Below are 26,601 nucleotides of genomic sequence, written 5' to 3'. Positions count from 1 at the left end.
AAAAATTTCTAGTAAAATGAGTTTAGGATAACAAACTACTAGGAGTGATTTTGATGGGTTCACACAAAAAGCTTACACGAGATAATCGAAAATGTATAGAGACGATGATTTATGATGCCAAGAGTATTCAAGAAATAGCGGACAGAATTGGTGTTAGCCGAACAACGATTGATCGTGAGTTGAAACGAGTACCCGAAGATTTGATCTATAATGCCGACAATGCGCAATTAGATGCGGAAATGAAGCGCAGTGCCTGTGGTGCGAAGTCCAAATGGACTTCTGAATTCGCTTATCAGATTGAATGTGATCTTGAAGACAGCTGGTCCCCTGAACAAATTGCGAATGATCGTCAAATAGTTTCATTCAAAACCATTTACAATTGGCTCTATGCCGGTATTCTTAATGTGTCTAAACAGTGTCTGAGACATAAAGGCAGAAGACAAGAAAAACAAGAAGAGGCACGAGGCAAAATGACTGTAGGGCATACCATTGATGAACGCCCAGCTTCTGTGTCAACTCGAGAAGAATTTGGACATTGGGAGTTGGACACAGTTGTTTCTAGCAGAGGGGAAAGCAAAGCCTGCGAAGCAACGTTTATTGAACGGAAAACACGCTTTTATTGGGCGATCTCAATGAGGGATCGTACCGCGAAGTCAATGGCACAAGCGATTAAAGCTTTTGTGCAAGACCTAGGGAGTCACAAGGCATTTTTAAGCTTTACGGTCGACCGTGGGAAAGAGTTTTCTTGCTGGAAAGAAATTGAGAAAGATTTAGACGTACCTATGTATTTTTGTGATCCATACTCCCCATGGCAACGCGGATCTAACGAAAATGGGAATGGTTTATTTAGAGAATTCTTCCCTAAGGGAACTGATTTTTCAAAGGTACCCCCTACGGAGAAACAGGAAGCATTACGCAAGATAAATATGCGTCCTAAAAAAACATTGAACTGGAAAAATTGTTGGGAAGTCTTTCAAGAAGAAATGTTGCAATTAATTTGACAATTCAGCTGATAAAGATCAATTGAAATTGTTTCTTGAAGTTTTGTACACTCACCCTAACAACAAAGTTCAAGCGTTTTTTCGTTTGCTTGCTATGACCGGAATGAGAAAACAAGAGGCTGGCGCGTTGGAATGGAAAGATGTTGATTTCGAGGGAAAAACAGTGAGCATCTATAAAGCAGTAACAAGAACTGCAAAGGGTCTGGAGTTAGACACAACTAAAACTGTTGGGTCTAGTCGTATCATTTCTATAGATCAAGGAACCTTGGATAAACTTTCAGAATGGAAAACTGAAGCAGCTCCTCCATCTGAAGACTGGTTAATATTTGGAAATGCAACTGCAAAAAATCCGCATGACATTATGAGCCTTGATACTTCTCGTAAATGGCTATTGGACATACAGGATAAAATGGACAAGAAAGAAAAAAAGCAGTTTCCTAGAATAACTGTGCATGGTTTTAGACATACACAAGCAAGCCTTTTGGTCGAAATGGGTGCATCCTTAAAAGAAGTACAGTTCAGACTAGGTCATGAAGATATACAAACAACCATGAATACATATGCTCATGTCTCTAAATTAGCAAAAGAACAACTAGCCGATAAGTTCAATAAATTTGTTGATTTTTAAACGAAATAGCATTCAATATGGCATTCATTTTATTTTAAGCGCCTATAAAAAAGGGATTAAGCGACTCCCGCCGTCTCCATTACTAAAATAGGTCAAAAGAAAAGCCAAAGCGCCGATGATTCGGTGCTTTGGCTTTTTAAGTTATGTTTTTTCCTCCACAGCGTTGCTAGGGTTCTGCAGTTCCAAGGCTTCTTGTTCTTGATCTACGAAAACAAATTTCAAACTGTCGGAATATACGTAAACGATCAATCGTTCTTTGCGGACATCGGTTGCGATTGCTGGATAGACTTGTTCTGTGCTGACATTATCGCGAAAAAGTTCTTTTAAGGCTATTTCTAAGCCTGGATTGATAAATGGATTTAGCATTTAACTCGCTCCCTTTCACTAGCCGATCCTCTCTTATCTACATTATACGCGCTATCCTAATAAAACGCTCCTTTTCTCAAAAAAAGTTCTATTTATTAATAAAATGAAAAAGAGAGGGGCAACAGTCATTGACCATTCCAGCCTGTTCCTCAGATAGCCCGGCTTTATGGATTTTAGATTGAATCAATTGATGCAGTTCCGCTTTTGATACTTTCATTTTTTTCACCTTTTCCTTCTTCTTTTTTAGTTTTCAAACAAACTTTCACATCTCTAGAGTAAGTCTTTCTCAAAGGATTCACACTAGTTAAAATGCACAAAAAGTAAAAAGGTTTTGTCAGTTTTAGACGTCACTCAAATCTTTTAAGATTCACCTGCTCTTTTTACTAAACTTATGGAATGGATCGGTGTCAGAGCCTGTTGGATATTAGTTGATGTTGTTAACAATATATCCACTAATGCTATTGACAGTCATCTTAAGAATTACATTTTATTACTAGAGACAAATAAAAACGAAGCGCTCTATTCAAATTAGAGAGCTTCGCTTTTTAGCGAAAAGGATTATAGAAGCGTCCGCCATTGACAAACAACAATAGGATGCCCACCGAACACAGGAGAACTGCTAGCACTAAGGCTAAATAATCATTTCGTTTCAAAGGTTTGGCTAATAACCATGTCCGCCCCTTTTTCTTACCAAAGCGACGCAGTTCCATAGCTGACGAAATCGTTTCGATCCGTTCTAGACTTGAGAAAATCAGTGGAATTGCGATCGTTAAATTTCCGCGCACTCGCTTCATCAACGAAGCCTTCTTGGAAAGTTCGGTTCCCCTGGCCTGCTGTGCTTTAGAAATCGTTCGAAAATCTTCTTGAATATCCGGAATGTAACGAAGCGCTAAGGAAAATGCGTACGCAATCTTATACGATCCACCTACCCGATGAATACTTGAAGCTAGTTCACTGGGATTCGTAGTCAAAATAAAAATCAACCCTGGCGGAATCGTTACGAAATATTTGATCAACAAATTAAACTCATAGAAAAGCTGTTCCTGCGTCAAAGTATAACGGCCAATGCCTTCAAAAATCACATGGCGTGTCCCATAGATCGTCACACCGTATTCTGGAGCAAACAAATAGACTGTCAACAAATTCAAGATTGAAAAGAAAGCGATAAATTTCAAGACAAAAGAAATTTCACGATAACTGATCCGTGCTATTCGAAAAAGTATGACAGAAAACAGTGCTAATGCTAGTAAAAACCGCGTATCATAAGAAATCATTCCCACTACTGAGACCATTAAGAAGCATAGCAATTTAGTAAAGCCGCTAAGTTGATGGATCGGCGTTTTTTTCGGCAGATAGCCGATTAGATTATTCCCCGCCATAAGGTCCCTCCTCATGTTGGATAAATGCCGACACAAAGCCCGTCGCATCCGCTAAATGATTATTTTCCGCCAATCGATAAAGACTGGTTTCCCGCAAACTTGCTGAAGCAACTAGCTCCGCTGATGATAGAACATTAGCCGGTGTCTCATCCGCAATGATTGCTCCTTCTTTTAACACAAGGGTTCGTTGTGTATGCTCCAGCATCAAATGCATATCGTGAGTAATCATCAAAATCGTGATTCCTCGTTGATTCAGTTTCCGCAAAAAAGTCATCATTTCATTATAATGATAATAATCTTGTCCAGCAGTTGGTTCATCGAGAATTAATAATTCTGGTTCCAGAACCAAAATCGCGGCAATCGCCACTCGACGCTTCTGCCCATGACTCAGTGCTGAGATCGGCCAATTTCTAAACTCATAAAGTCCGCAAACTTTTAGTGTTTCAAATACTTTTTCTTGAATTACCTCAGAAGCGACTCCTCGATTTTCCAAGCCTAAAGCGACCTCTTCGAAAATCATATTCTTTGAGAGCATTTGATTGCTGTTTTGCAGCACATAACCAATTTTATCCGCCCGCTCTTTGATACTTTCATTGGCAATCGAACGCCCTTTCCACAAAAGATCCCCTGTTTGTAAAGGATAAAACCCCGTAATCAGATTGGACAATGTAGATTTTCCAGCGCCGTTATGCCCGACTAGACTGACCATCTCTCCATGATAGAGCGTTAGATCAATGTCTTTAATGACCAACTCATCGCCAAACCCAAAAGAGAGACGATCTAAACTTAGCAACGCGTCGTTCTTTTGGATAACGGGTTTAAACTCTCCCTGTGATTGCGCTAGCGCTGTCGCTATTGCAGGTGACACTAGCTGATCGACCTGCGTTAAATCAGGAAGAGCCTCCAATGAAATCCCCGCGCGTTTTAACGCAGAGATATAAAGCGGCTCGCGAATACCATATTCAGCTAACAAATTGCTTTTCAACAACTCTGTAGGCGCCATATCCGCGATGATCGCACCTTCATCCATCAAAATAACGCGATCGATCGGTGCAGCCAATACTTCTTCTAAGCGATGTTCAATAATGATCGTTGTGAATTTCTGCGACTGATACAATTGGTCGATCATTTGGATTGCTTCATAGCCCGTTTGCGGATCAAGATTGGCTAATGGTTCATCGAACAAAAGAATCGGTGTCTCATCAATCAGAACGCCAGCCATCGTTACCCGCTGCTTTTGACCGCCAGAAAGGTCTTGCGGGCGTTTTTCAAGCTGCACCAGCAGGTTGGTCTTTTCCGACCAGTAGTTCACTGCCTTGCGCATCTCCTCCTGCTCCACCATTTCATTCTCTAAAGAAAAAGCAATATCCTCCGCCACAGTCAAGCCGACAAATTGGCTGTCCGTGTCCTGCAATACCGTTCCGACATCTAAAGAAAGATCGTAAATCGATGATTCACTGAACGTTTTGCCGTTGATTGTCAGACTTCCGGTAAAACTGCCTTGTTCATTTTGCGGGATGATGCCATTCAAACATTTTCCCAGCGTTGATTTGCCTGAGCCGCTTGGGCCCATGATCAAAATCTTCTCTCCTTGCTTAATGGTCAAATTGATCCTTTTCAATGTGGGCTCGGCTTGACTATCATATTGAAATGTAAACTCACGAAACTCGATCATTTTATATCCTCACGTTCTAAGCTTCTTTATTCAAACTGCCTTTTTTCGTTTTTGTCTGCGCGTAGGCCTTTAGTAAAATAACTCCGATGATCCCTGTAACGATTGAATTAGTAATCCCAGCAACTACACCCTGAGTGAAGACTTTGCTTGGTGCTTCCGCATAAATCAAAATGTCTCCGATTGGGGCGATGATTATCCAAGTTACTAAGTTGGCGATCGTTTCCCCAACTAAAAAGGTCACGATTTGCTTTTTTCCAAAAATGCCTTGTTCAATCGGGATGCGTTTCGCTAATAATCCAAAGAAAAGCCCTAAAATCCCTGATGCCACGATCCATGACCACCAAGCGCCATATGTCGTTAAATCTCCAAGCGCATGACCAATGAAACCAGCCAGACCAGCTACGATCGGCCCGTAGACCACTCCCAATAGCGCTAAGAAAGGATACGCCGTCGCGATATCTGTATTTGGAATCCCCGTAGGAATCGTTACAAACCGTTTCAAAATAAAGAAGACCGCCGCTCCGATACCAATTGCTACAATGTGTTTTACCGTAAATTTCTTATTCATACTTTTGTACTCCTTTTTCATTTTATAAGTGCTTCTTCCCTTAAACCTTTGTCAGTTCAATCGTCCAATCGTTGCCGGTGCCGATTTTATACACGGCAGAAAATGAATCTAGATTGATCCCTAAACCAACATTTAACAATGAATTGATATATAATACCGCTTCTTTCGGATCCACTTGAGCAAAAGAACGCCCAAAGACAACTTCATCCTGATAACGGACCACACCTTGATAGTATATTTTTACTAGCAAGCTTTGTCCATATTCAATCTGCCATTTTTTGAAAAATCCTACTGGAATGTTCGTCCATATCGAACCAAAACGAATATCTGTGATATCAATCGTACCAGCAATCTTATTCTCCTTTTGTAATGGCGCCACCAATGGAAATGCAACTAATTCGCTCACGGGAATGACCGTACCCAATTCAGCAACGTTTACTTTTCCACTCGCTAACCGAGCACCGTTATAAACATAGACATCGCGTCCGTGGAACGTATGGCTTTCTGATGATCCCGGCAAACGTTGAGACTCTTCGTCAATTTGACGAACCTCTTTAATTCCCACGTATTGAGCCAAATAAGTTAAGGTCCCATTATCCGGCGTAATCACACACTGTCCGCCCGTCAGCTCTGCTACGACGCTGCGTCTCGTAGATCCCACACCAGGATCTACGACCGAAACAAAAACAGTTCCTGCAGGCCAATACGTGACCGCCTGTAATAAGCGATAGCTCGCATCATGAATATTATAAGGTTCGATCTCATGAGTTAAATTATTGATATTCAACGTTGCTTCAACTTGATAAGCCACCCCATACATCGCGTTCACTGCACCGTCTTGCAAACCAAAATCCGTCTGTATTACTAAAAATCCTGCCATAAATCTTCCACCTTCCATTTTTTCAAGCTTGTCCATCGAGTCATTTTTACGTGCTAAGATCGTCACCTCAACTAAAAGCAAACACAAAAAAACGCCCTCAGCAAAAAAATTGCTAAGGGCATTAAACATGCGTTACCACCTTTAAACGTAAAGTCCTCACAGGCTTCACCTCAATCAGTACCCAAATTCTTGGAGACTGTGCCTTGCTAACGGGGGCATCCGTATTTCCTTAAAGATTCGGGAAATCCGCTCAAAAGCCATTTTCAAGTAAAACGATCTGCATTCCCTCTCACCAAACAGGAACTCTCTTTAACAAATATGTTTACTTTACTTTCTTTCTCATCGCGTTTCATCAATTGCTAATAAAATAGCAAAGAAATTTTAACTTGTCAATGGTGAAGACACGCTTGTTCACTTTTGGCCTCTTCGCGTTTTCTATTCTCTGATAAATAATTTTCTAAGAAATAAGAAAATGAAGCTAACTCTAGTGAGACTTGACCAACTCAATAATCCTTTTCGCATCAAAGACAGTCTATTGCTTTAAAAAAATTCGAACGTCATTTCGAAAAAAACTTTACAAAAAGAAAGTCAAAAGATCATCTACTTTCATAATTTAAAGTATCTGTCCCTTTCGGCTTTCTTTTTTTAGGTTACGTTGTATTTGATAGTTTACTTATAAAGAATTGAATTTCTTCATTTGTCATTGACTTATTTCATTATTATCCTTGTCCGTAATAGGCATGCTCCCCGTGTTTACGATAATAATGCTTATCCAGCAAATACTGTGGAATTTCACAAATATTCGGGTTGATTTGTTCATTTTCTTTAGCCATTAAACAAATCTCATCTAAAATCAAACTGTTTTCGACAGCCTCCATCGGCGAATCTCCCCAAGTAAAAGGTCCATGTCCGTAAACCAGCACACCTGGAACTTCATTCGCCTTTAGCGCTCTTTCTTTAAATGTCTCTACGATTACATGACCCGTATTCATTTCATAAGCCTCAGTCACTTCCGTTTCCGTCAATTGACGAGTACAAGGGATTTTCCCATAGAAAGCATCAGCGTGGGTCGTTCCATAGGCTGGCAAATCACGTCCCGCTTGCGCCCACATGACCGAATTTGTCGAATGCGTATGCACAATAGCGTTAACCCGTTCGAAAGCTTGATATAGGACTACATGAGTCGGTAAATCCGAAGAAGGATTCAAACTGCTCTCATCCAGCAATTTTCCTGTTAAATCTGTCACGACCATTTGATCCGCATGCATTTTTTTATAGTTCACACCACTGGGCTTAATGACAATCACACCTAGATCACGATTGATTTCACTGACATTGCCCCATGTTAATTTAACTAAGCCATATTGAGGCAGTTCCAAATTTGCTTCAAAAACTCTCTGTTTCATCGCTGCAATTCTTTCTTCACGCGACATCGTAGCCTGCCTCCTTTAATTTTGAGTATAAATAGTGCTTCGCCTGTTGAATTTCTGTTTGAAAATCTTGACTCTGCTCACTCCACATTTCAATCAAAAAAGTGCCATCATAATCCAAGCGCTTCAGATTTCTCAATAATCCAAGAAAATCAACACAGCCTTTTCCAAAAGGCACATCACGAAATTGTCCATCAGATTCTTTTGTTACTGGGTACGTATCCTTTAAATGGATCGAAGTAATGCAGTCAATTCCTTTTTCCAGCTCTCTGGCCGGATCGTTCTCCGGCCAAGCAGATAAATTCCCTAAATCTGGATAGACTTGCAGGTAAGGTGAATGAATTTGTTCTTTGATTTCTAAAAACTTTGAAATAGAATTCATAAAAGGATCATCCATGATCTCAACAGAAAGAATCACGCCATACTTTGATGCTTCCTTTACACTTTCCTTCATGCCTTCAATAAAGTCTTCTCTTGAAGTCATTGATTTTTCTTCATAATAAACATCATAGCCTGCTACTTGGATCACTTTGATACTTAATTTGTGAGCCAATTGAATCGCCTTTTTCATGATTTCTTTCGCGATAATTTGTTTTTCTGGATCAGCAGAGCCAAAGGGAAAACGACGATGGCCACTTAAACAAATCGAATTGATCCGTATACCTGTTTCAAACATATCATTTCTCAAGGCAGCAATTTTTGCATCAGACCAGTCCAAACGAGTCAATCGTTCATCGGTCTCGTCAATCGACATCTCAATAAAATCAAAACCCAATTTTTTTACTAGAGAAAAACGTTCTTTCCACGAAATATCTTTTGGCAATGCTTTTTCATAAATTCCAATTTGAGCCATCCTATTGCCCCCAAATACGAATAATCTCATTCTTAAAGTTTTGAGCCGCCGCTATTGGATCTGCTGCCGCCGTGATCCCTCGACCTGTAATAAACGTGTAGACGTCAATTCCTTCAAATAATTTCAATGTATCTACATCCAGGCCGCCGGTAACAGAAACGTTGAAGCCCATTTCAATCAATTTTTTGACTTTGGTTAAGTCTTTTTCCCCCCACGTTTCACCAGATAATAATGCGTCGCGGCTTTGGTGATAAATGGCTTGCTTGATCCCAACCTCACGCCAGGCTTCCGCCTGTTCATAGGTCCACTCTCCGTATAGCTCCACTTGTAATTCTTCCACTTCTTTTTTTGCGGCCTCCATTGTTGGAAGCGTTGCGCAGCAAATGACTGTCATGAAATCCGCGCCCGCATCCGCGACATTTTTCGCTACAGTTCCGCCCGCATCCGCGCATTTAGTATCCGCGACTAATTTTTTTCCCGGAAACATTCCGCGGATACAACGAATCGCTTTTTGCCCTTCCTGCAAGCATAAAATTGTACCTACTTCAATAATATCTACGACATCACCTACTTTGAAAACGTCTGCTAACGCGTGCTCTAAATCGTTATGGTCCAATGCAATTTGTAAGTTCGGTCTACTCATCTTGATTTCCTCTTTTACTTAGTTTTTTGATATAGATCTGATTCCGCAAATTTTTCGCCGATTTCTTTCGCAGACATCACATTTTTAATTCCGATCACCGTTACACCTTTTTTCTCTGCCTGTGTGAACATATTCAAAAAGTTAACTGGCGTAAAGACAACATCGTATTGAGTTGCCGAGCTTTTCCCTTCTGAGATTGCACAATGGTGAATTTTTGTGATAGGCACATTCAATTCCTTCATCGCTTTTTCAACACTTCTCATCATCATCAAACTAGTTCCAGATCCATTCGCACAAGAGACTAAAATTCTCATTATTATTTCCTCCTCATTTGTTTTAACGTTTTAATTAGTTTTGTTCCTGATACTTTTCTGCATATTGTTCGTAATCATCTACAATCATGAAGTACCCATCCGGATTTTTCCGGTATTGTATTTGCGGAATAACCAACAAACCAATAACGACAACAGCAATTCCGACATAGCCTAAAACTTTCATAATGACTGTAAAGACCGGCCAAGCCGTTGCCCAGTCGAACATTCCGATATAGCCGCCGTATTTTGACATACCGATCCAAGTTGCGAATAACGCTGAGCCGCCGACTTGGATTATTCCTGACAAGAATGGGAATAAGCAAGCAGCTTTGAATCCTCCACGGTTGTTGGCGAAGACGGCGATAACTGCATTGTCAAAAAACAATGGAATAAATCCGGCAATTACGATCGTCGGAGATTTCAATAAAATCAGCAATCCAATCATTAAGAACTGACCCAACGCACCAAACAAGAACCCAATCGTTACTGCATTTGGCGAACCAAATCCGAATGTCGCAGCCACGTCGATCCCTGGTACTGCTCCAGGTAAAATCGTGTTTGAGATTCCTTGGAACGATTGCGTCAACTCATCTACGAACGTTCGAACACCTAATTGCAAAATCGCCAGATATACTGCGAAATTCAACGAGGTTGTCATAATGTAAAATAGGAAGCTTTGACCCTCTTGCATAAATTCGGCTTGAATCAAATAATCTTTACCTAACACCAATAAAATGATTCCGAAGAAAAACAGCATCAATAAAGAAGTAGCGACCATGTTTTCATTGAAGATCGACAAGAAACCTGGCAACTCGATGTCCTCTAATTTTTTATCCATTTTTTCAGATTTATGTTTCTTCTCATCACGTTTTCGCATCCATTCAGCTAACTTTGCGAAAATGAATATCCCAAACATTTGTTGATGAGCTACTGCAAAGCCAGCGCCCTCCGTCAATTCCTGAGTGATTCCTACTGTCAAATTAGAAGCAACCGCCCAATAGCAGCCTAAAATCAATCCCATGAAGATCAACACTTGAATTCTACCTAAGTCAGGAAAACAGAATAATAAGATCCAAAACGCTGTAGCTGATTGCTGAATTTGTACATTACCTGTGGTAAAAACTGAACGTAATTTCGTATATTTTTGGAAACGAACCAATAGAATATTCATGACAAAAGCAATCAATAGCAAAATCATTACGTCTCCAAATGTTCGGCCGAAAGTTTCCTTCAGACCTGCATCAACCGCATTTTGGCCAAAGTACGGGTCAGTTACCATCGCATCCAAATTGAATCGTTCTTTTAATCCAACTAGGATTGGTCGAAAATTATTGACTAAACCTCCTGAACCGACCGTCAAAATAAAGTAGCCGACTGTCGCTTTTAAAAATCCAGCAACACACTCATAGAGCGGCCGTTTCAATAAGATGTATCCTAGCAGCACGATAAATCCAATCAGATATGCCGGCTGTGTCAAAATGTTTGTCGCAAAATATGTCCAAATACTTAACAAAAAGTCACCCATTGCTTTTTCCTCCTATAAATTAAACGCTTGCATCACAGCTTGATAATCTTCAATTGAGTTTGTAGCTACGAGACGTTCGATCAAACCTTCTGTCATCAATAATTCAGACAAGTTTTGAATATTCTCCATATGTTCTTCCGCATTTTTTGCTGCTAGGGTAAAGAATAGAATCGCAGATTTTTCTTCTTCCTCATCTTCAAACTGAACAGGTTGTTTCATCTTCGTAAATGAAATCGCCGTTCCAAAGACACCTTCACTATCTTCAGATGAGTGCGGCATTGCCACTTCTGGAACAATCACGATATACGGGCCATGCTCCTCCACACACCGAATAATTTCATCCACATAGGTTTGGTCGATGATTTTTTTGTCCAGTAATAATTGGCAACTCTCAACAATCGCTTCCCGCCAATCTGTTATCTCTTTGTCAGAATAATTGATTAAATCATTATCAAAAAAATATTTAAGCATGCTGCTGCTCCTTTCTATTATAAGAATGATGGAAATGGCGTATCGTTTTCTGTTGAAAAGGCATCTTCGAAACCGCGGTAGAAATTGAATTCAAGATCATCCTTATTGGTTGGATAAGTAAATTTCCCGCCTACTTGCCAGATATAAGGTTTGAAATCATAGTTCAAGCGATCCTTTTTGAATTTCCAAATTTCCGTAATTTCCTTTGGATCTGCCATAAAGTTCGCCCAGATGTCGTAATGAACAGGGATTACTACTTTCGCATTCAATGATTCAGCCATTCGCAACATATCCACAGAGGTCACTTTATCGGTGATTCCTCGTGGGTTTTCACCATAAGCGCCTAAACATACATCAATTTTATGCTCATTACCGTGCTTAGCGAACATATTGGAGTAGTGAGAATCCCCCGCATGATAAAGACTGCCGCCAGACGTTTCAAATAAATAGTTCACTGCGATTTGATCCATGTCCTGCGGTAGCTTGCCTTTCAATGTAACTTCAGGATCTTCGCAGGTTACTAAAGCGGTCCGGTCAAAGGCTTCTAACGCCACCACATTAATGTCTTTGATGGTAACTTCATCACCTGGTTTCACAACAATCGTTTTTTCTTCGGGAATGCCCCATTTCAACCATGTATTAACAACTTCCTTAGGTCCGATAAATTTGGCTTCTGGACAATTTTGATGTACCGCCGCTGCTGTATTGATATCCAGATGGTCTGAATGGATATGTGTTACTACTAGAGCATCAACATTCTTCACTTCAAAAGGATCGATGACAAATGGTTGCGTACGTAAATTAGGTTGCATCTTTTGTACCCCGCTCATGCGCATCATCTGATGGCCTTTTTTCATCATGCCATCTCCATGACTGCGCTTTCCGGTTCCGCACCATAAATCACACAAAATATTGGTTCCTTCATGACTTTTCAACCAGATTCCCGTACAGCCTAACCACCACATGGCAAAGGTTCCTTCTTTAACTGATTCTAATTCGATTTCTTCATTCAAATACGTTCCCCATTCAGGAAAGGTATCTAAAACCCAGCTTTCTTTTGTAACTTCATTGACGCTTTTACTCATTATGATTGCTCCTCACATATATTTGATTGGCTTACAATTAAATCTTAAAGCGTATTCGAAGTTATGAAAACCCTTTTATATGACTTTCTATTTCTTATATGATTTTCTATCCTTTTTTAATGATTTTCTTAGTATAATGAAAGCGGTTAAAGAATTTTAAATGAACAACTCAGTGGATAAAATCATTTATTTAGACTAAGTGTCATATAGGAGGCAAAAAAATGAAGAACTCGCTCGTCAATATTGATAAACGTCAAAGAGATATTTTGGATTTATTACAGCAGACAGAACAAATGACGACTTTCGAGTTGGCAAAAGCTCTAGGCGTTTCGATTAGTACGATACGAAGAGATTTAAATTTACTAGAAGAGAAGAACGATATTATCCGTAATTACGGTTATTGTTCCTATAATTACGAAAATAAGACTGACTTCGATCAATCCGGTCCTGAAAGGATCAAGCTTGCGATCGCCAGAGAAGCCAGCAAATACATCAGCGATTATGATACGTTGTTCATCAACTCAAGCTCGACAGCACTAAAAACACTTGATTATATCAACTCCAATCATTTGACGATCGTCACAAACAATGTAAAAGTCAATTACTCCCCTCACAAGGATAATTGCAATTATATTTTGACTGGAGGAGAGATGCGCTTTCCAAAAGAAGCTTTAGTTGGAGATATTGCATTGAATACCATCTCTTCGATGAATGCGGATGTCTGTGTGATCGGCTGTAGTGGAGTCAGTGTAGAAAATGGGGTGACTACGAAAATATTGAATGAATCTACGATTAACGAAATGATGATCAATAAAACGCTCAAATGCAAGATTTTAGTCGCCGATCACCGTAAAATCGGATTGACCTCAAAATTCAAAATTGCGGATATTTCTGTTTTTGACTATCTGATAACCGATCAATTTTGCTCGCAAAAAACCTTGGATGAAATCAGGAATGCAGGAGTAAAAGTTATTCAAATTGATTAATCAAAAAAAGACCAAAAACTATAAAAGCAAAATATAGTTTTTGGTCTCTTCTCTATTCAATTAATTATTGCTCCAGGCTTCAATGTATTTACGCGCTGTTTTTGTGACTAAATCATACTCTTCAGTTGCTGCGCCCTTGAATAGGTTCCCTCCGACACCAACCATGATTGCTCCAGCTTGTTTCCATTCTGCCAGATTGTCCAAATTGATTCCGCCAGTTGGCATGATATTGACTTGAGGCAATGGCGCTTTTGCCGCTTTGATCATTTGTGATGAGAAATTATTAGCCGGGAATAACTTCACGACATCCACGCCGCTTTTCATCGCCTGCTGCATTTCTGTGATCGTCATACATCCTGGCATGTAAGGAACTTGATACAAGTTACAAAGTTCAGCTGTCGACTGATCAAAACATGGGCTGACGATAAACTCTGCACCCGCCATGATCGCCAAGCGGGCTGTTACTGCATCCAGTACTGTTCCTGCGCCGATAACTACGCTTAAATCATTCCCATATTCTATCTTCAAATCCGCGATAACTTGATCCGCCTGCGGAACAGAAAAGGTTACTTCGATGCCCTTTATACCGCCTTTGACAACTGCTTTAGCCGCTTCAAAAGCCTGTTTACTAGAACGCTCTCTAACAACAGCCACTACACCAGCTTGTTCAACGCGTGTTAATACTTCAACTCTTTTCATTAATCTCACCTACTCCACATTCACATGTTCGTGAAGTGCATCTTCATTAGATGTTTGATCACGTTTAGCCAATTTCAAAGTTAATGCATCCAAAGTGATATGCACTGTTTGATCGAAAAGACTTGATAAAAGCTGCTCAGATTTTATGCCTGCTCCTGTCTTTGTTGCCCCTGGTACAACGATTACCTGATCCGCTAGTTTAGCCAACTGTGAGTCCTTATCACTCGTTAAAACAACGATATCAAGACCTCTTTTTTTGGCCGCTTCAGTATCTGCTACGATTCCTTTAGTTGTACCTGATCCGGAAATCGCCACCCAAGTATCACCTTTCTGAATGGAAGGCGTAATCGTCTCGCCCATTACATAATCTGTATAACCAATATGCATTAAGCGCATTGCAAATCCTTTTGCTTGAAAACCGCTGCGTCCTGCTCCGATCACAAAAATTCGTTTGTTCTTTTGGAATAGCGGCATTGCTTGGTCAAGTTCCCGCACATCCACCATCTCCATTACTTGATTAATTTCTTGCATAATCGTTTCGATTGTTTTCATTTGTGAACAGCTCCCATAAATTCATTTACTGCTTTCATCGAATCCGCGGCTTTCGCAATTTTTGACCCGACGATGATGACTTCAATAATTCCTTGTTCTGCTAAAATTTGCGCTTGTTTCAAATCAATCCCACCAGCAATTGCCAGTCGTTTGATTTCAGGAAATTTTTGACGGAATACTTCAACGCTTGCCGCTGCGTCGAAATAATCGTTACGATCAACGGAATGATGTAGTGCATAGATTGCATTTGGAAAGTGTTTGATCTTTGCAATTTTTTCATCTGAAACTTCCAAAAGATCGATCATCATAGTTTTGTTTTCTTTTTGAGCCACATCATAACAAGCTTCTAAAGTAGCTACTGAGGCAGCTCCCATAGCGGTAACAATATCGCCCCCATGACGAAAAGCTTGATTAAACTCGTAAGCCCCCTCATCAATCGTTTTACTATCGATTAGCAGATTAGTTTGCGGCAAAGCCTCTCTTAACTTTTCTATTGCTGCATTACCATAATCTTTTACCAAAGAGGTGCCCATTTCCAAAATATCGGTTTTACCATCTAATTGTTTCGCTAATGTTACTGCGTCTGTTAAAGAAACGCGGTCAATCGCTGTTTGTAATTTCATGCTTCCACTTCCTGTTTTTTTAAAAATTCTTTCAATTCTTGTGGTGTTGGATACCCGTCATTGTCTCCAGGTGATTGAACAGCCATTGCACCGATCGCATTTGCTCGAATGACCGCTTCTTTTAAAGATTTTTCTTCTATTAAAGCAGTAATCAACCCAACTGCAAATCCGTCTCCGGCACCGACAGTATCCACGACCTCTGCCACTTTAAAACCTGAAACAGTAAAGCTTGACCCATCCTTTTGTTTTACATAAGCCCCGTCTGTACCTAATTTAACAATTACTGTTTGTGTTGCGTCCCCATTATTCAAATAGAAATCCGCGATTGCTTCTGGTTCACGACTGCCCATTAATATTTCACCTTCATTGATTCCTGGCAGTACAATCTCTGCATGAGAAGCTAAGTCATTGATTGTCGTCACCATCTCTTCTTGGCTCGCCCAAAGTTGTGGACGCAAATTTGGATCAAAGGTTGTACGAATCTGATTTTTTTCCAATAAGCTGATTAAATAGCGGAATGCCTTTTGTGCTTCTGTTGAAATTGCTGGGAAGATACCCGATAAATGCGCCATTTTCACGTTTGAAAAATCAATTTTATCTAGAACAGCTTGGTCAAAATGGGCAGCTGCCGAACCCTTACGAAAATAGAAAATACTTGGATCCCCCTGACTAACACGATCCTTTAATTGAAAAGCGGTCCAAAAATCAGCGGTTTCTGAAATATAGTCTGTTCCGATTTGATTTTCATGCAAACGGTCGATAATAAACTCGCCAAAAGGATCCTTTCCTACTTGAGTAATGTACTCACTACTATGACCTAAACGAGATACACCGACAGCGACGTTTACTTCCGCCCCAGCTAAAAATTTCTGGAAGTGGCAAGTATCCTTCAAAGATTTATCAACCTCTTCCGATCCGAACAACGCAATTGGTTCACCAATCGTTAAAAATTCACTCATGTTTATTTCCCCTTTTCTTTTAAAGTAAGATATATGCAGCAATCAAATTCAGAACAGTAGCCGCCCAAGCCCACGGCATGCCTGTCAGCAAGAACGTTTTTGTATCTAAACCGGCATATTGCACTGACCACAAATTCCATGATTGGGTAATACAGGCTGAGACACCCATCATAGAAGGTACAACTAGTAGACCATACAAGAAATATTGATCAAACATTCCCGTGCCTACTAATATAGCCGCAGTTGCAGCACCGGCACCATACAACATCAATGGACCGCGGAAGTAAGAAAGCGGCGCAATGATAGCAACAATGATAATCAAGACAAGCTTGCTATTTGGAATGATCTCCTGGAACACACTGGTAAAGCCGGACATTGCATGAACCGCTGCCGACTGGAACATCGTCAAAACAAACAACATAATCAATAGACCTGCGATATCACTGATTGCATGTTTAGCGGTTTCATTCATCATCGTGACGAATTTGCTGTAGCGTTTCATGTTCCCTGTTGCAGCAAAAGCAATAATTGTAGAAAGCAAAAGTGCTGGAACAGCATCCCATTTTGCAAAAATACTCAATGCTACTGGTAAAACTGGCAGCACATAAGTCCAAACTGGAACTTCAACAACTTCCTCCTCCGTGTCACTCTCAACAATTTCGGGTTTTCCATTACGTATTTTCTTCGAATTAAATAGGATGAATAGTATAAGAATCACCATTTGAACACCCATCGCAACAAAGCCAAAACGTTGATAATGCGGCCCCCACGCTACCTTAGGGAAAAACACTTGAAATTGAACAAACAGTACGTTATTGACATACATTGCTGCACCAATCGCCATTGTAAAAATGGAGACTGCTATATTTTTGGGAACACCGATCGAAAACATGATTGGAAAAAGAATTACACCGACAGCAATTGCAGAACCAACACCATAGGAGCTCGTGAAGATTAAAGCGATTACAAGTGCAATCAGAATCGTGGCTAAAACGGGACTCTTCTTCCCAACCTTTTCTGTTCGCCGGCTTATACTGCCAGCTATCCCGGTATCAACTAGTACTCGACCAAACCAAGAACCAAAGATGATATATGCAGCCGTCTTCCCATAATTTAAAACGGGTTCTGTAAATATTTCCTTCACTGCTATGTTAAATGGAACCATTCCGATAATCGTCCACAAAATTGCCATTACGAAGAAACCGACTGTTAAATTCCCACCTTTCATGGCATAAAGGACAAAGATGATAAAGGTTACAGCTAATAGTATTCCAGTTATTGCGCTACTCATGCTAATTCACCTCCTAATAGTTGTTTAGCTCACTTAAAATACGTTGATATTTTGAAATTGGTTTCCCATGATCTTCCACAAAGAAATCATTCTCCATATGATTGAATTTTTGGATCAAATAATAGCCTGTCAGATAAGCTGCCAATGCTTCTTTTGCTGCACCTTCCATGTCTTCTTTATCAATTTCAGGTCGGTGAATCGTTTCCATAAAATGATAAGCAAATTTTTCTGGATCGATTTTGGTTTGCTGTTCAGTCATTAGATTTCATCCTCCAATAATTTCTTGGCCGTTTGTATTTCAACATTTGTAGTCGTCGGATATTCAATTGCAACAGGTACATCCTGCGGCAGAATTTGCAGAACCTTGCGCCAAGGTAATTCTCCATGATCAAGCCCCGCAGCTTGCGGTTGTTGGTTTTCATATCGAACATCTTTCACATGGATATAGTGGACGTAACTCTTCAACAACTTAGCCGCGGTTACTTCGTCTTCTTCAACAAATCGCCAATTGCCAAGATCATAAACATATCCAATAGTCAATCCAGCATTCTTCACTGCCTTCATATAAGTATCGATTGCCTTGATCGTTCCAGATGTTTGAGTCTGGTCATTTTCAATTGATATTTCTACACCTTCATCAAGGAGCTCTTTCAATTGTTTAATATGAAGTTCCCCGTCAAAATCGCCAATATTCCATTTGATGTGTTTCACACCCATTTTTTTCGCTTCTACTAAATAATGTTCAAGCTTAGGATTAACCGTTCCATCAACATAAACTTCATCAGGGACACTATAGAACAATTGCAGACCCAAACGCTTTGCTTCTGATTCAATAACAGGTATCTCTTCATTAATATCTCTAAAGTATTCCCTTCTAAGTTCAACTTGATTAAACCCTAGGTCGGCTATCTCCTGTAATAAATCCGCTTGCAATTCTCCATTCGCTACTCTGTCGGCAAAAACTAGAAAGTTTAGTACTAGTATCTCATCCATCTTAAATTCGCATCCTTCCAATTAGTTAACCGGTTTCTACATAAGTATAGTAAACCGGTTTCCAAAAAATGTCAACGGTTTCACTATTAAAAAACATTCTTTAGTTCCATAAAAATAAGCCACGCTTGGAAACCGGTTCCCAAGCGTGGCTTATTTTACATTCTAAATTCTTAAAAATAACTGATCTAAACAGATTTACGCCAGCGGATATCTGATGGCACAATAATTTCTTGTTTCTCCATGGGTTCTTTTAGCAGCTCCATCAATTGTTGACCAGCAATTTTACCAATCCTTTTCGATGGTTGTTCAATACTGGTAATCCCTGGTCCAACCAACTCTGTCAGATTCCAATCATCAAAACCAGTCACACCAATTTTTTCTGGTATCTCAACCTCCTGCTTGATTAACCATGCCAAAACATCCATCAGAACTCGACCATTGGAAGCAAAAAGCAAACTTTTTTTCGACTCAGCGATAATTGGCTGCAAGAATTCAGTTAACTGATTTTCATCAGTAACTTCAATCAACGTACAGCTCTTTCCGGCTTTCTTCACTGTCTTTTTGACCGTCTGAAAACGTAGATCCCTCGTACTTACATCTTTTACTGGTTCACTTACAACTACTACATTCTCGTACCCCTTGTTTAGAGCCTTTTCCACCACTTCTTGTGTTGCGGCAATGTTATTCGTCATTACCGATGACCATTTTTCCGGTTCAGTTTGTCGATCGACAAGTAAAAGCGGGATATTTCGTTCGGTAATGAACTCATAGTTAGCCGTTTGTCGTGATGATGGCTGCAGAATGATTCCTTCGACATTCTGATCCAGTAATTTCTCCAATAGTTCCTTTTCCTGGGCTATAGAATTTGCAGCATCCACAATGATCATTTGGTATCCGCTCTGTTCGAGTACAGATCCGATTCCCTTAAGCAACAATGAAGAATAAAGATTGGAGATATCTGCTACCACTACACCAATCAAATAACTATGCTTCGATTTCAACGCTTGTGCCTGTTTACTCGGCCGATAATTTAAGCGTTCGATCACTTCCGCAATCTTTTGTTTCGTTTCTTTAGACATATTCCCGTAATTATTGTTTAAAAATCGCGAGATCGTTGTTTTAGAAACGCCTGCCTCTTCTGCGACCTCTTTGATTGTAATTTTTTTCATCTTGTCTTCTCCAACTATCTTTTTTATTATTGTAGCGAATTTTAGATTGATTGCAAAGTTAGCCACTCAGCTGCTTCTAATTATTGAACAGGTTGTTAATGAACGCATACCGTTCTATCAAAAATTATAATGATGTTTTGATTCATTTCTTTTATACTTATGGTAATTGAATTGATTTAGGAGGATTGATATGGAAAATTACCGCGCAGCGTTTTTTGATATTGATGGAACTTTAGCTGATAATCATTTGCCCCGCAACTTATCCTTCTCGGAACGAGTCCCGGGCTCTGCAAAACTAGCCCTTCGAAAATTGAAAGAAAACGGAATCGAACCGGTTATTGCTTCTGGTCGCCACTACCAAACTTTAACGAGTTTAGCAAAATCTTTGGGGGTAAACAGTATTATTTCTTCCAACGGCAACTGTGTACACTATCATGGAGAAATGATTCATCAAAATGTTATTCCACCAAAATTGCTAGAGAACTTAGTGAAGCATTTAGAAAATCAGCAGACTGAATTTTTGATTGAAACCTCTCAAGCAATCTATTGTTTTGATAATAATGAGTATCACGGTGATCCTCTGTCAGACAAGATTGTTTTAAAGGTAAATGATCCCTTACCTAAAAATGTTCTTCAATTGATTGTTCCTTGGGATGAAGCCAGCGAATTTAAGTTAGGAGCGGATTCTCTACTGATCGCAGAAAAAGTCGCTCCCGTAGCCGCAAACATTCATTTAAAAACCGGTACTAAAGCGGAAGGTATTCACAAAATTTGTGAAGAGATGACGATTACCGCAAAACAGACACTAGCCTTTGGCGATGAAGAAAATGATTTTACAATGTTTGATGTAGTAGGTTTCCCCGTCGCAATGGGAAATGCTGCACCCGCCTTAAAGAAAAAGGCCGCGCATGTGACAACTAGTGTTTCCAATGATGGAATTTGGAATGCCTGTATTGATCTCGGTCTGATATCTGAATAGAAAAATTCCGTCAGAGGAATATTCTTCTGACGGAATTTTTTTAGCGTTCAGAAATCTCTTGATACTCACGATCTTCTGAAACTTCCATATAAGCCGGTCGAATGATTTTTTGAACATTCACCAATTCTTCGATCCGATGAGCAGACCAGCCAACAATACGAGCAATCGCAAACATTGGGGTGTACAGCTCTTGCGGTAAATCTAACATGTGATAAACAAAACCGCTAAAGAAGTCAATATTCGCACTCACGCCCTTATAGACTTTGCGTCTTTCTGAAATGATTTCTGGAGCTAAACGTTCAACTTTCCGATATAAACTGAATTCTGCAGATGCCTCTGAACCCTTTTCTTCAGCTAACTTTTCTACATAGCGTTTGAAAATCTCCGCACGCGGATCAGATTCGGCATAAATGGCATGTCCCATACCGTAGATCAATCCCTGCTTATCAAAAGCCTCTTTATTCAAGATTTTCTCTAAGTATTCTCGAATCTCGTTCTCATCTTCACAATCACTAACAGTCGCTTTCAGGTCCTCCATCATTTGTGTCACCTTGATATTGGCGCCTCCGTGCTTAGGGCCCTTCAAAGAACCCAGTGCAGCTGCAATTGTCGAATAAGTATCTGTACCACTAGATGTAACAACCCGAGTCGTGAAGGTCGAATTGTTCCCTCCGCCATGTTCCATATGTAAAACTAATGCCATATCTAAAGTCTGCGCTTCTTGGAAAGTATACTTTTTGTCTGGACGCAACATCGTCAGTATTGCTTCCGCAGTACTAAGATTTTCAGCTGGCCGATGAATATACATACTTTCCCCTTTGGTATAATGATTATACGCATGGTAGGAGTAGACTGCAATCATCGGAAAAGTAGCGATCAATGATAAACTTTGATCCAAAACATTTTCAATACTGATATCGTCAGTTTTTTTATCGTAACATCCCAATGTTAGTACACTGCGGGAAATCATATTCATGATATTGTGTGATGGCGCCTTCATAATAACATCACGCACAAAGTTTGTAGGAAGCGTTCGTCTTTTACTAATCAAAGTCCTGAAATCAGTTAACTCTGCTTGTGTCGGCAAGGAACCAAACAATAACAAATAACTGACTTCTTCGAAACCCAAACGTCCTTCTGAGACAAAACCATTTACTAGTTCATTAATATCGATTCCGCGATAACGTAATTCACCATATTTAGAGATAACCTTATCACCATCCATAATTTGCGGATGAATCGTGGAAATATTGGTTAAACCAGCTAAAACACCTTTGCCGTCGAGGTCACGCAAACCTTTTTTTACGTTATGTTTCCTATATAAAGAAGCCTCTAAATAATCCTCTTTTCGGCATACATCAGCCATTTGGTCCAAATCTAACATCTCTGTGTCCTCCTTATCATTTTTATTTTACAATCGGGTTAAGAAACATTATAACACCATTGGCGTAAAATGAAATACTTTTAATAATTTCATTTACTTTCTTTTTTTTTCTTCGTATAATGAACCCATCTGATTTTAAACGATAACGTATTCAGGAGGGATTTTGTATTGAACTGGAAAAAAGAGCTTTTCGTCAATGACGAACATTATACATACTTTGATCTTTCATCAATTGTCAATACGTACCAAAAAGAAATCGCTGATTATCCATTCAGCATACGAATACTATTAGAAAGCTTGGCACGTCATCAAGAATTATCTGATTTAGAGAATTTGATTGCATTTGACGCAAAACAGCCGTCCGGTGTGGTTCCATTTCGCCCATCACGCGTTGTTCTACAAGATTTTACCGGTGTCCCAGCTGTAGTCGATCTTGCCGCTATGAGGGATGCCGTAGTCAAACTAGGCGGAGATCCTAGAGTGATCAATCCTGAAATTCCCGTTACTTTAGTCGTTGACCATTCTGTACAGGTTGACTGCGCAGGTACGGAAGATAGTTTGGCATATAACACTGAGAAGGAGTTTGAGCGGAACCACGAGCGCTATCAATTTCTCAAATGGGCGCAGCAGGCCTTCGATAACTTTGAAGTTGTACCGCCTGAAACGGGAATCATTCATCAGGTCAATCTTGAATATTTATCAGATGTCATTCTAAAAAATGATGAGAATTTGCTTTTTCCCGATTCTTTAGAGGGAACTGATTCCCATACAACAATGATCAATGGATTAGGTGTACTTGGTTGGGGGGTTGGCGGTATCGAAGCTGAAGCTGCCATTTTAGGAGAAGCCTCTTACTTTCCTACACCTGAAGTTATTGGTGTAGAATTGACCGGAACATTGAGCCCTGGTGCGACCGCAACAGACTTAGCACTTTATCTAACTGAACTTTTACGTAACGAGAAAGTCGTCGGTAAATTTGTGGAATATTTCGGATCTGGCTACAAAACCTTAAGTCTCTCTGATCGAGCAACGATCGCAAATATGGCTCCAGAATATGGTGCAACTTGCGGCTTCTGCCCAATTGATGAAGAGACACTCAGCTATCTTCGTTTAACTGGTCGTTCTGAGAAGCAAGTAAAATTAGTTGAAGCCTATGCGAAACAAAATAAACTCTTTTATGCTGGGGATGAAACCCCAACATACACACGCGTGATCAAATTAGATCTATCGACTGTCCACTCTTCTGTCGCTGGTCCGAAGCGACCTCAAGATCGAATTCCGTTGGCGGATGTCGCTGAAAATTTCGCGGCTTCATTAATTAGTCCCAGCGGGCCTAAAGGTTTTGGGTTACAATCGGAAGAAATCAACCGAAAAGAAGCGATTCAAGGGACAGAGGATTCAATCGAAACAGGAGATTTGGCTTTAGCCGCCATTACTAGTTGTACAAATACTAGTAATCCTTCAGTCATGGTCGCCGCTGGACTGTTAGCTAAAAAAGCAGTCAAATTAGGTCTAAAGGTTCCATCGACTATCAAAACTTCTTTAGCTCCAGGTTCAAAAATCGTGACGCAATATCTAGAAAAAGGAAATTTATTAGAGCCTTTAGCAGAACTGGGATTTGATATTGTTGGTTATGGCTGCACAACTTGTATTGGAAATTCTGGACCGTTGGATGCCGAAATCGAAACGACGCTAAAAGAGAGCGAACTTGTCGTTTCTGCGGTCTTATCTGGTAATCGAAATTTTGAAGGACGCATCCATCCACTGATTAAAGCCAACTATCTGGCTTCACCGCCATTAGTAATCGCTTATGCTTTAGCTGGCTCGATCAAAAAGGATTTAACAAAAGAAGCACTTGCTGAAGTCAATGGAAAGGCAATCTATTTATCAGACTTGTGGCCTTCTCAAGAAGAAGTAAATAGCTACATCAACGATTTTCTGAATCCTGAAGACTTCCAGGAGGCATATAAGAACGTTTATCAATCAAACGAGCGTTGGAATAGAATCGAAACATCTGAGGGTAATTGCTACGATTGGGACGATTCATCGACCTATATTGCAAATCCGCCTTTCTTTACAAATCTTGGACTAACGAACGATAAAGAAAACCCATTAGAAAATTTGCAAGTCTTAGCCAAATTTGGTGATTCAGTAACCACTGACCATATTTCTCCAGCAGGTAACATCGGACTTCAGTCGCCAGCAGGAAAATATTTGAAGGATCGTGGGTTGACGTATAAAGATTTCAATTCATTTGGATCAAGACGAGGAAACCATGAAGTAATGATGCGCGGAACCTTCGGAAATATTCGTATCCAAAATCAATTGACTCCTGAAACGACTGGTGGCTATACAAAACTGGCTACTTCAGGAGAAGAATTATCGATTTACGATGCGGCAATGCACTATCAGAAAGAAGAAATTGGCACCATCATTCTTGCAGGAAAAGACTATGGCATGGGCTCTTCTCGCGACTGGGCTGCTAAAGGAACAAATCTCTTAGGTGTCAAGGCTGTGTTGGCAGAAAGTTACGAACGGATTCATCGTAGCAATTTGGTGATGATGGGGGTTATCCCTTTTGAATACCTTCCTGGCGAAACAGCTGACTCATTAGGTTTGACCGGCCTAGAAAGCTACAGTTTTAAGTTTCCGGCCGAGCCTACGATCAACCAGATTATTGACGTAACTGCTGCGGGAGAGAAAGAAATCCACTTCCAAGCGAAACTACGTTTTGATTCTGACGCTGATATTGCCTATTGGAAAAATCAAGGTATTTTACCTTTAGTTATCAATAAAAAAATGCAAAAGGAGCAAGCTTAATGACAAACACGTTAAATCCAGTCATCCCCTATATAGAGGGTGATGGCATCGGACCAGAAATCTGGCAGGCGACAAAACAAGTTGTCGATACAGCCGTCTCCTCAGCATATAAGAATGAACGAAAAATTAACTGGTCTGAAATTCTTGCTGGAGAAAAAGCCTTCAATCAAACTGGTACTTGGCTTCCTGACGAAACACTGGAGGCCATCAAAGAGCATAAAATTGCTATTAAAGGTCCCCTGACTACCCCTATCGGAGAAGGTTTTCGTTCATTAAATGTTACCTTGCGTCAAGAATTAGATCTTTACGCTTGTGTTCGACCAGTCCGCTATTTTGAAGGCGTCCCTTCTCCTTTGAAAGAACCGGAAAAAACAGAAATGACTATTTTTCGTGAAAATACTGAAGATGTTTACGCAGGCATCGAGTTTGCCAAAGACTCCGAAGAAGTTGAACAGCTTTTGAACTTTTTGACAGATCAATTATCGGTCACTAAAGTTCGTTTCCCGGCAACAAGCGCTTTGGGGATCAAACCGATTTCTCAAGAAGGAAGCGAACGCCTGATTGCTGCCGCTTTAGACTATGCCATTGAGCAAGGAAAAACACGTGTAACATTGATCCATAAAGGAAATATCATGAAGTTCACTGAAGGCGGGTTCAAAAATTGGGGATACGACTATATCGAACAAAACTACCCTCAAGCTTTCACAATGAATCAATATAAAATGATTTCAGCTGATTCAACGATTGAAAATGCAAATACAGCACTAGCTGAAGCTCGAGCTGCTGGAAAAATTATCGTTGATGATGTAATCGCAGATAATTTTTTACAACAGATACTTTTATATCCAGAAAAGTATCAAGTTGTTGCTACTACTAATTTGAATGGCGACTATATTTCTGATGCCTTAGCAGCCCAAGTTGGCGGTATAGGTATTGCTCCAGGGGCAAATATCAATTATGAAACTGGACACGCCATTTTTGAGGCGACTCACGGAACCGCTCCAGATATTGCTGGAAAAGGTTGGGCTAATCCCTGTTCATTGCTCCTTTCAGCGACTATGATGTTGGATCATCTTGGCTGGTTCGAAGCTAGTAAAAAAATTATGAAAGCCATTGAACAAGCCCTTCAAAATAATCAAATGACTCATGATTTCGCTCATATGTTAGCTATTGAAGAACTATCAACAACTGGCTTTGCTGACTGTTTAAGTGATTTCATTCGAAATAATTGATAAAAAATCCCATGGCATAAAATCTTGCTATGGGATTTTATGCGTTTATTCTAACTAATAATAAAATAAATAAACTATTTTTTTGATAAAACATAA

27 protein-coding genes, 1 pseudogene and 1 other annotated feature are annotated in these 26,601 nt (G+C 40.0%); of the genes and pseudogenes, 6 read left to right on the top strand and 22 right to left on the bottom strand.

Features of this window, described 5'->3' with window-relative positions:
* Positions 1 to 53: 53 nt before the first annotated feature.
* Together IGI38_RS04120 and IGI38_RS04115 are read left to right on the top strand one after the other, a co-directional pair.
* On the top strand, positions 54 to 1,001 hold the full coding sequence (locus IGI38_RS04120) for an IS30 family transposase (RefSeq protein ID WP_438725454.1): 948 nt from the start codon (positions 54 to 56) through the stop codon (positions 999 to 1,001).
* Between the two features lie 10 nt (positions 1,002 to 1,011).
* Positions 1,012 to 1,629: pseudogene (locus IGI38_RS04115) on the top strand (site-specific integrase); the annotation flags it as partial.
* Between the two features lie 141 nt (positions 1,630 to 1,770).
* On the opposite strand, the gene IGI38_RS04110 reads toward IGI38_RS04115, so the two are convergent.
* The 13 genes from IGI38_RS04110 to ulaG all read right to left on the bottom strand — a co-directional run bounded on the left by IGI38_RS04110 (position 1,771) and on the right by ulaG (position 12,818).
* Positions 1,771 to 1,995 carry a hypothetical protein gene (locus tag IGI38_RS04110; RefSeq protein WP_438727056.1) on the bottom strand — a complete coding sequence of 75 codons (225 nt, stop codon included), beginning with the start codon at positions 1,993 to 1,995 and terminating at the stop codon, positions 1,771 to 1,773.
* 88 nt (positions 1,996 to 2,083) lie between these two features.
* Positions 2,084 to 2,212, bottom strand: coding sequence for a hypothetical protein (locus IGI38_RS04105; protein WP_438727053.1), 129 nt, complete (start codon positions 2,210 to 2,212; stop codon positions 2,084 to 2,086).
* A gap of 328 nt (positions 2,213 to 2,540) precedes the next feature.
* Positions 2,541 to 3,374, bottom strand: coding sequence for an energy-coupling factor transporter transmembrane component T family protein (locus IGI38_RS04100; protein WP_438727051.1), 834 nt, complete (start codon positions 3,372 to 3,374; stop codon positions 2,541 to 2,543).
* Entirely contained in the window at positions 3,361 to 5,049 is a 1,689-nt protein-coding gene (locus IGI38_RS04095; protein ID WP_438727048.1) for an ABC transporter ATP-binding protein, read from the bottom strand. The genes IGI38_RS04100 and IGI38_RS04095 overlap by 14 nt, the downstream gene beginning before the upstream one ends.
* A gap of 16 nt (positions 5,050 to 5,065) precedes the next feature.
* A complete protein-coding gene (locus IGI38_RS04090; RefSeq protein ID WP_438727045.1) occupies positions 5,066 to 5,617 on the bottom strand; it encodes an ECF-type riboflavin transporter substrate-binding protein in 552 nt (183 codons plus the stop codon).
* 40 nt (positions 5,618 to 5,657) lie between these two features.
* Entirely contained in the window at positions 5,658 to 6,497 is an 840-nt protein-coding gene (locus IGI38_RS04085) for an SAM hydrolase/SAM-dependent halogenase family protein (RefSeq protein WP_438730289.1), read from the bottom strand.
* A gap of 111 nt (positions 6,498 to 6,608) precedes the next feature.
* Positions 6,609 to 6,849: a binding site (T-box leader), on the bottom strand.
* A 367-nt stretch (positions 6,850 to 7,216) separates the two neighbouring features.
* Positions 7,217 to 7,930 (bottom strand): L-ribulose-5-phosphate 4-epimerase AraD, encoded by a 714-nt coding sequence (araD, locus tag IGI38_RS04080; RefSeq protein WP_438727043.1) that lies wholly within the window; start codon positions 7,928 to 7,930, stop codon positions 7,217 to 7,219.
* The gene (locus tag IGI38_RS04075) at positions 7,920 to 8,780 is read right to left on the bottom strand and encodes an L-ribulose-5-phosphate 3-epimerase (RefSeq protein ID WP_438727040.1); all 861 of its coding nucleotides are present in this window, start codon (positions 8,778 to 8,780) and stop codon (positions 7,920 to 7,922) included. Before IGI38_RS04075 ends, araD begins: the two co-directional genes overlap by 11 nt.
* Position 8,781: 1 nt before the next feature.
* Positions 8,782 to 9,423, bottom strand: a complete 642-nt coding sequence (locus tag IGI38_RS04070) for a 3-keto-L-gulonate-6-phosphate decarboxylase UlaD (RefSeq protein ID WP_438727038.1) — start codon at positions 9,421 to 9,423, stop codon at positions 8,782 to 8,784.
* A 14-nt stretch (positions 9,424 to 9,437) separates the two neighbouring features.
* Entirely contained in the window at positions 9,438 to 9,737 is a 300-nt protein-coding gene (locus tag IGI38_RS04065; RefSeq protein ID WP_438727036.1) for a PTS sugar transporter subunit IIB, read from the bottom strand.
* A 34-nt stretch (positions 9,738 to 9,771) separates the two neighbouring features.
* On the bottom strand, positions 9,772 to 11,262 hold the full coding sequence (locus IGI38_RS04060) for a PTS ascorbate transporter subunit IIC (protein WP_438727035.1): 1,491 nt from the start codon (positions 11,260 to 11,262) through the stop codon (positions 9,772 to 9,774).
* 12 nt (positions 11,263 to 11,274) lie between these two features.
* On the bottom strand, positions 11,275 to 11,733 hold the full coding sequence (locus IGI38_RS04055; protein ID WP_438727032.1) for a PTS sugar transporter subunit IIA: 459 nt from the start codon (positions 11,731 to 11,733) through the stop codon (positions 11,275 to 11,277).
* A 17-nt stretch (positions 11,734 to 11,750) separates the two neighbouring features.
* A complete protein-coding gene (gene ulaG, locus IGI38_RS04050) occupies positions 11,751 to 12,818 on the bottom strand; it encodes an L-ascorbate 6-phosphate lactonase (RefSeq protein WP_438727029.1) in 1,068 nt (355 codons plus the stop codon).
* Between the two features lie 221 nt (positions 12,819 to 13,039).
* Here ulaG and IGI38_RS04045 point away from each other — a divergent pair, with 221 nt between their 5' ends.
* Entirely contained in the window at positions 13,040 to 13,804 is a 765-nt protein-coding gene (locus IGI38_RS04045) for a DeoR/GlpR family DNA-binding transcription regulator (RefSeq protein ID WP_438727026.1), read from the top strand.
* 60 nt (positions 13,805 to 13,864) lie between these two features.
* Here IGI38_RS04045 and IGI38_RS04040 read toward each other — a convergent pair whose 3' ends face one another.
* The 8 genes from IGI38_RS04040 to IGI38_RS04005 form a co-directional block, all read right to left on the bottom strand.
* Positions 13,865 to 14,503 carry a bifunctional 4-hydroxy-2-oxoglutarate aldolase/2-dehydro-3-deoxy-phosphogluconate aldolase gene (locus tag IGI38_RS04040; RefSeq protein ID WP_438727024.1) on the bottom strand — a complete coding sequence of 213 codons (639 nt, stop codon included), beginning with the start codon at positions 14,501 to 14,503 and terminating at the stop codon, positions 13,865 to 13,867.
* 9 nt (positions 14,504 to 14,512) lie between these two features.
* The gene (hxlB, locus tag IGI38_RS04035) at positions 14,513 to 15,055 is read right to left on the bottom strand and encodes a 6-phospho-3-hexuloisomerase (RefSeq protein WP_438727021.1); all 543 of its coding nucleotides are present in this window, start codon (positions 15,053 to 15,055) and stop codon (positions 14,513 to 14,515) included.
* The gene (locus IGI38_RS04030; RefSeq protein WP_438727019.1) at positions 15,052 to 15,678 is read right to left on the bottom strand and encodes an orotidine 5'-phosphate decarboxylase / HUMPS family protein; all 627 of its coding nucleotides are present in this window, start codon (positions 15,676 to 15,678) and stop codon (positions 15,052 to 15,054) included. Before IGI38_RS04030 ends, hxlB begins: the two co-directional genes overlap by 4 nt.
* The gene (locus IGI38_RS04025; RefSeq protein WP_438727016.1) at positions 15,675 to 16,637 is read right to left on the bottom strand and encodes a sugar kinase; all 963 of its coding nucleotides are present in this window, start codon (positions 16,635 to 16,637) and stop codon (positions 15,675 to 15,677) included. The genes IGI38_RS04030 and IGI38_RS04025 overlap by 4 nt, the downstream gene beginning before the upstream one ends.
* Positions 16,638 to 16,656: 19 nt before the next feature.
* Complete coding sequence (locus tag IGI38_RS04020) at positions 16,657 to 17,928, bottom strand: gluconate:proton symporter (protein WP_438727014.1); 1,272 nt, start codon at positions 17,926 to 17,928, stop codon at positions 16,657 to 16,659.
* Positions 17,929 to 17,941: 13 nt separating this feature from the next.
* Positions 17,942 to 18,187 (bottom strand): hypothetical protein, encoded by a 246-nt coding sequence (locus IGI38_RS04015; RefSeq protein WP_438727011.1) that lies wholly within the window; start codon positions 18,185 to 18,187, stop codon positions 17,942 to 17,944.
* Positions 18,187 to 18,921, bottom strand: coding sequence for a sugar phosphate isomerase/epimerase family protein (locus IGI38_RS04010; RefSeq protein ID WP_438727009.1), 735 nt, complete (start codon positions 18,919 to 18,921; stop codon positions 18,187 to 18,189). Before IGI38_RS04010 ends, IGI38_RS04015 begins: the two co-directional genes overlap by 1 nt.
* Positions 18,922 to 19,106: 185 nt before the next feature.
* Complete coding sequence (locus IGI38_RS04005) at positions 19,107 to 20,090, bottom strand: LacI family DNA-binding transcriptional regulator (RefSeq protein ID WP_438727006.1); 984 nt, start codon at positions 20,088 to 20,090, stop codon at positions 19,107 to 19,109.
* Between the two features lie 190 nt (positions 20,091 to 20,280).
* Here IGI38_RS04005 and IGI38_RS04000 point away from each other — a divergent pair, with 190 nt between their 5' ends.
* Complete coding sequence (locus IGI38_RS04000; protein WP_438727004.1) at positions 20,281 to 21,069, top strand: Cof-type HAD-IIB family hydrolase; 789 nt, start codon at positions 20,281 to 20,283, stop codon at positions 21,067 to 21,069.
* A gap of 40 nt (positions 21,070 to 21,109) precedes the next feature.
* Here the strand turns inward: IGI38_RS04000 and IGI38_RS03995 are convergent, their stop codons facing one another.
* The gene (locus tag IGI38_RS03995) at positions 21,110 to 22,435 is read right to left on the bottom strand and encodes a citrate/2-methylcitrate synthase (RefSeq protein ID WP_438730286.1); all 1,326 of its coding nucleotides are present in this window, start codon (positions 22,433 to 22,435) and stop codon (positions 21,110 to 21,112) included.
* 186 nt (positions 22,436 to 22,621) lie between these two features.
* Between IGI38_RS03995 and acnA the strand changes: the two genes are divergently transcribed.
* Together acnA and icd are read left to right on the top strand one after the other, a co-directional pair.
* Positions 22,622 to 25,273 carry an aconitate hydratase AcnA gene (acnA, locus tag IGI38_RS03990; RefSeq protein ID WP_438727002.1) on the top strand — a complete coding sequence of 884 codons (2,652 nt, stop codon included), beginning with the start codon at positions 22,622 to 22,624 and terminating at the stop codon, positions 25,271 to 25,273.
* Positions 25,273 to 26,505, top strand: a complete 1,233-nt coding sequence (gene icd, locus IGI38_RS03985; protein WP_438727000.1) for an NADP-dependent isocitrate dehydrogenase — start codon at positions 25,273 to 25,275, stop codon at positions 26,503 to 26,505. Before acnA ends, icd begins: the two co-directional genes overlap by 1 nt.
* Positions 26,506 to 26,601 lie beyond the last annotated feature (96 nt).

This window comes from Enterococcus sp. AZ128 (assembly GCF_051714485.1).
Classification (GTDB): Bacteria; Bacillota; Bacilli; order Lactobacillales; family Enterococcaceae; genus Enterococcus_A.
This window is presented reverse-complemented; position numbering and strand designations above follow the sequence as displayed.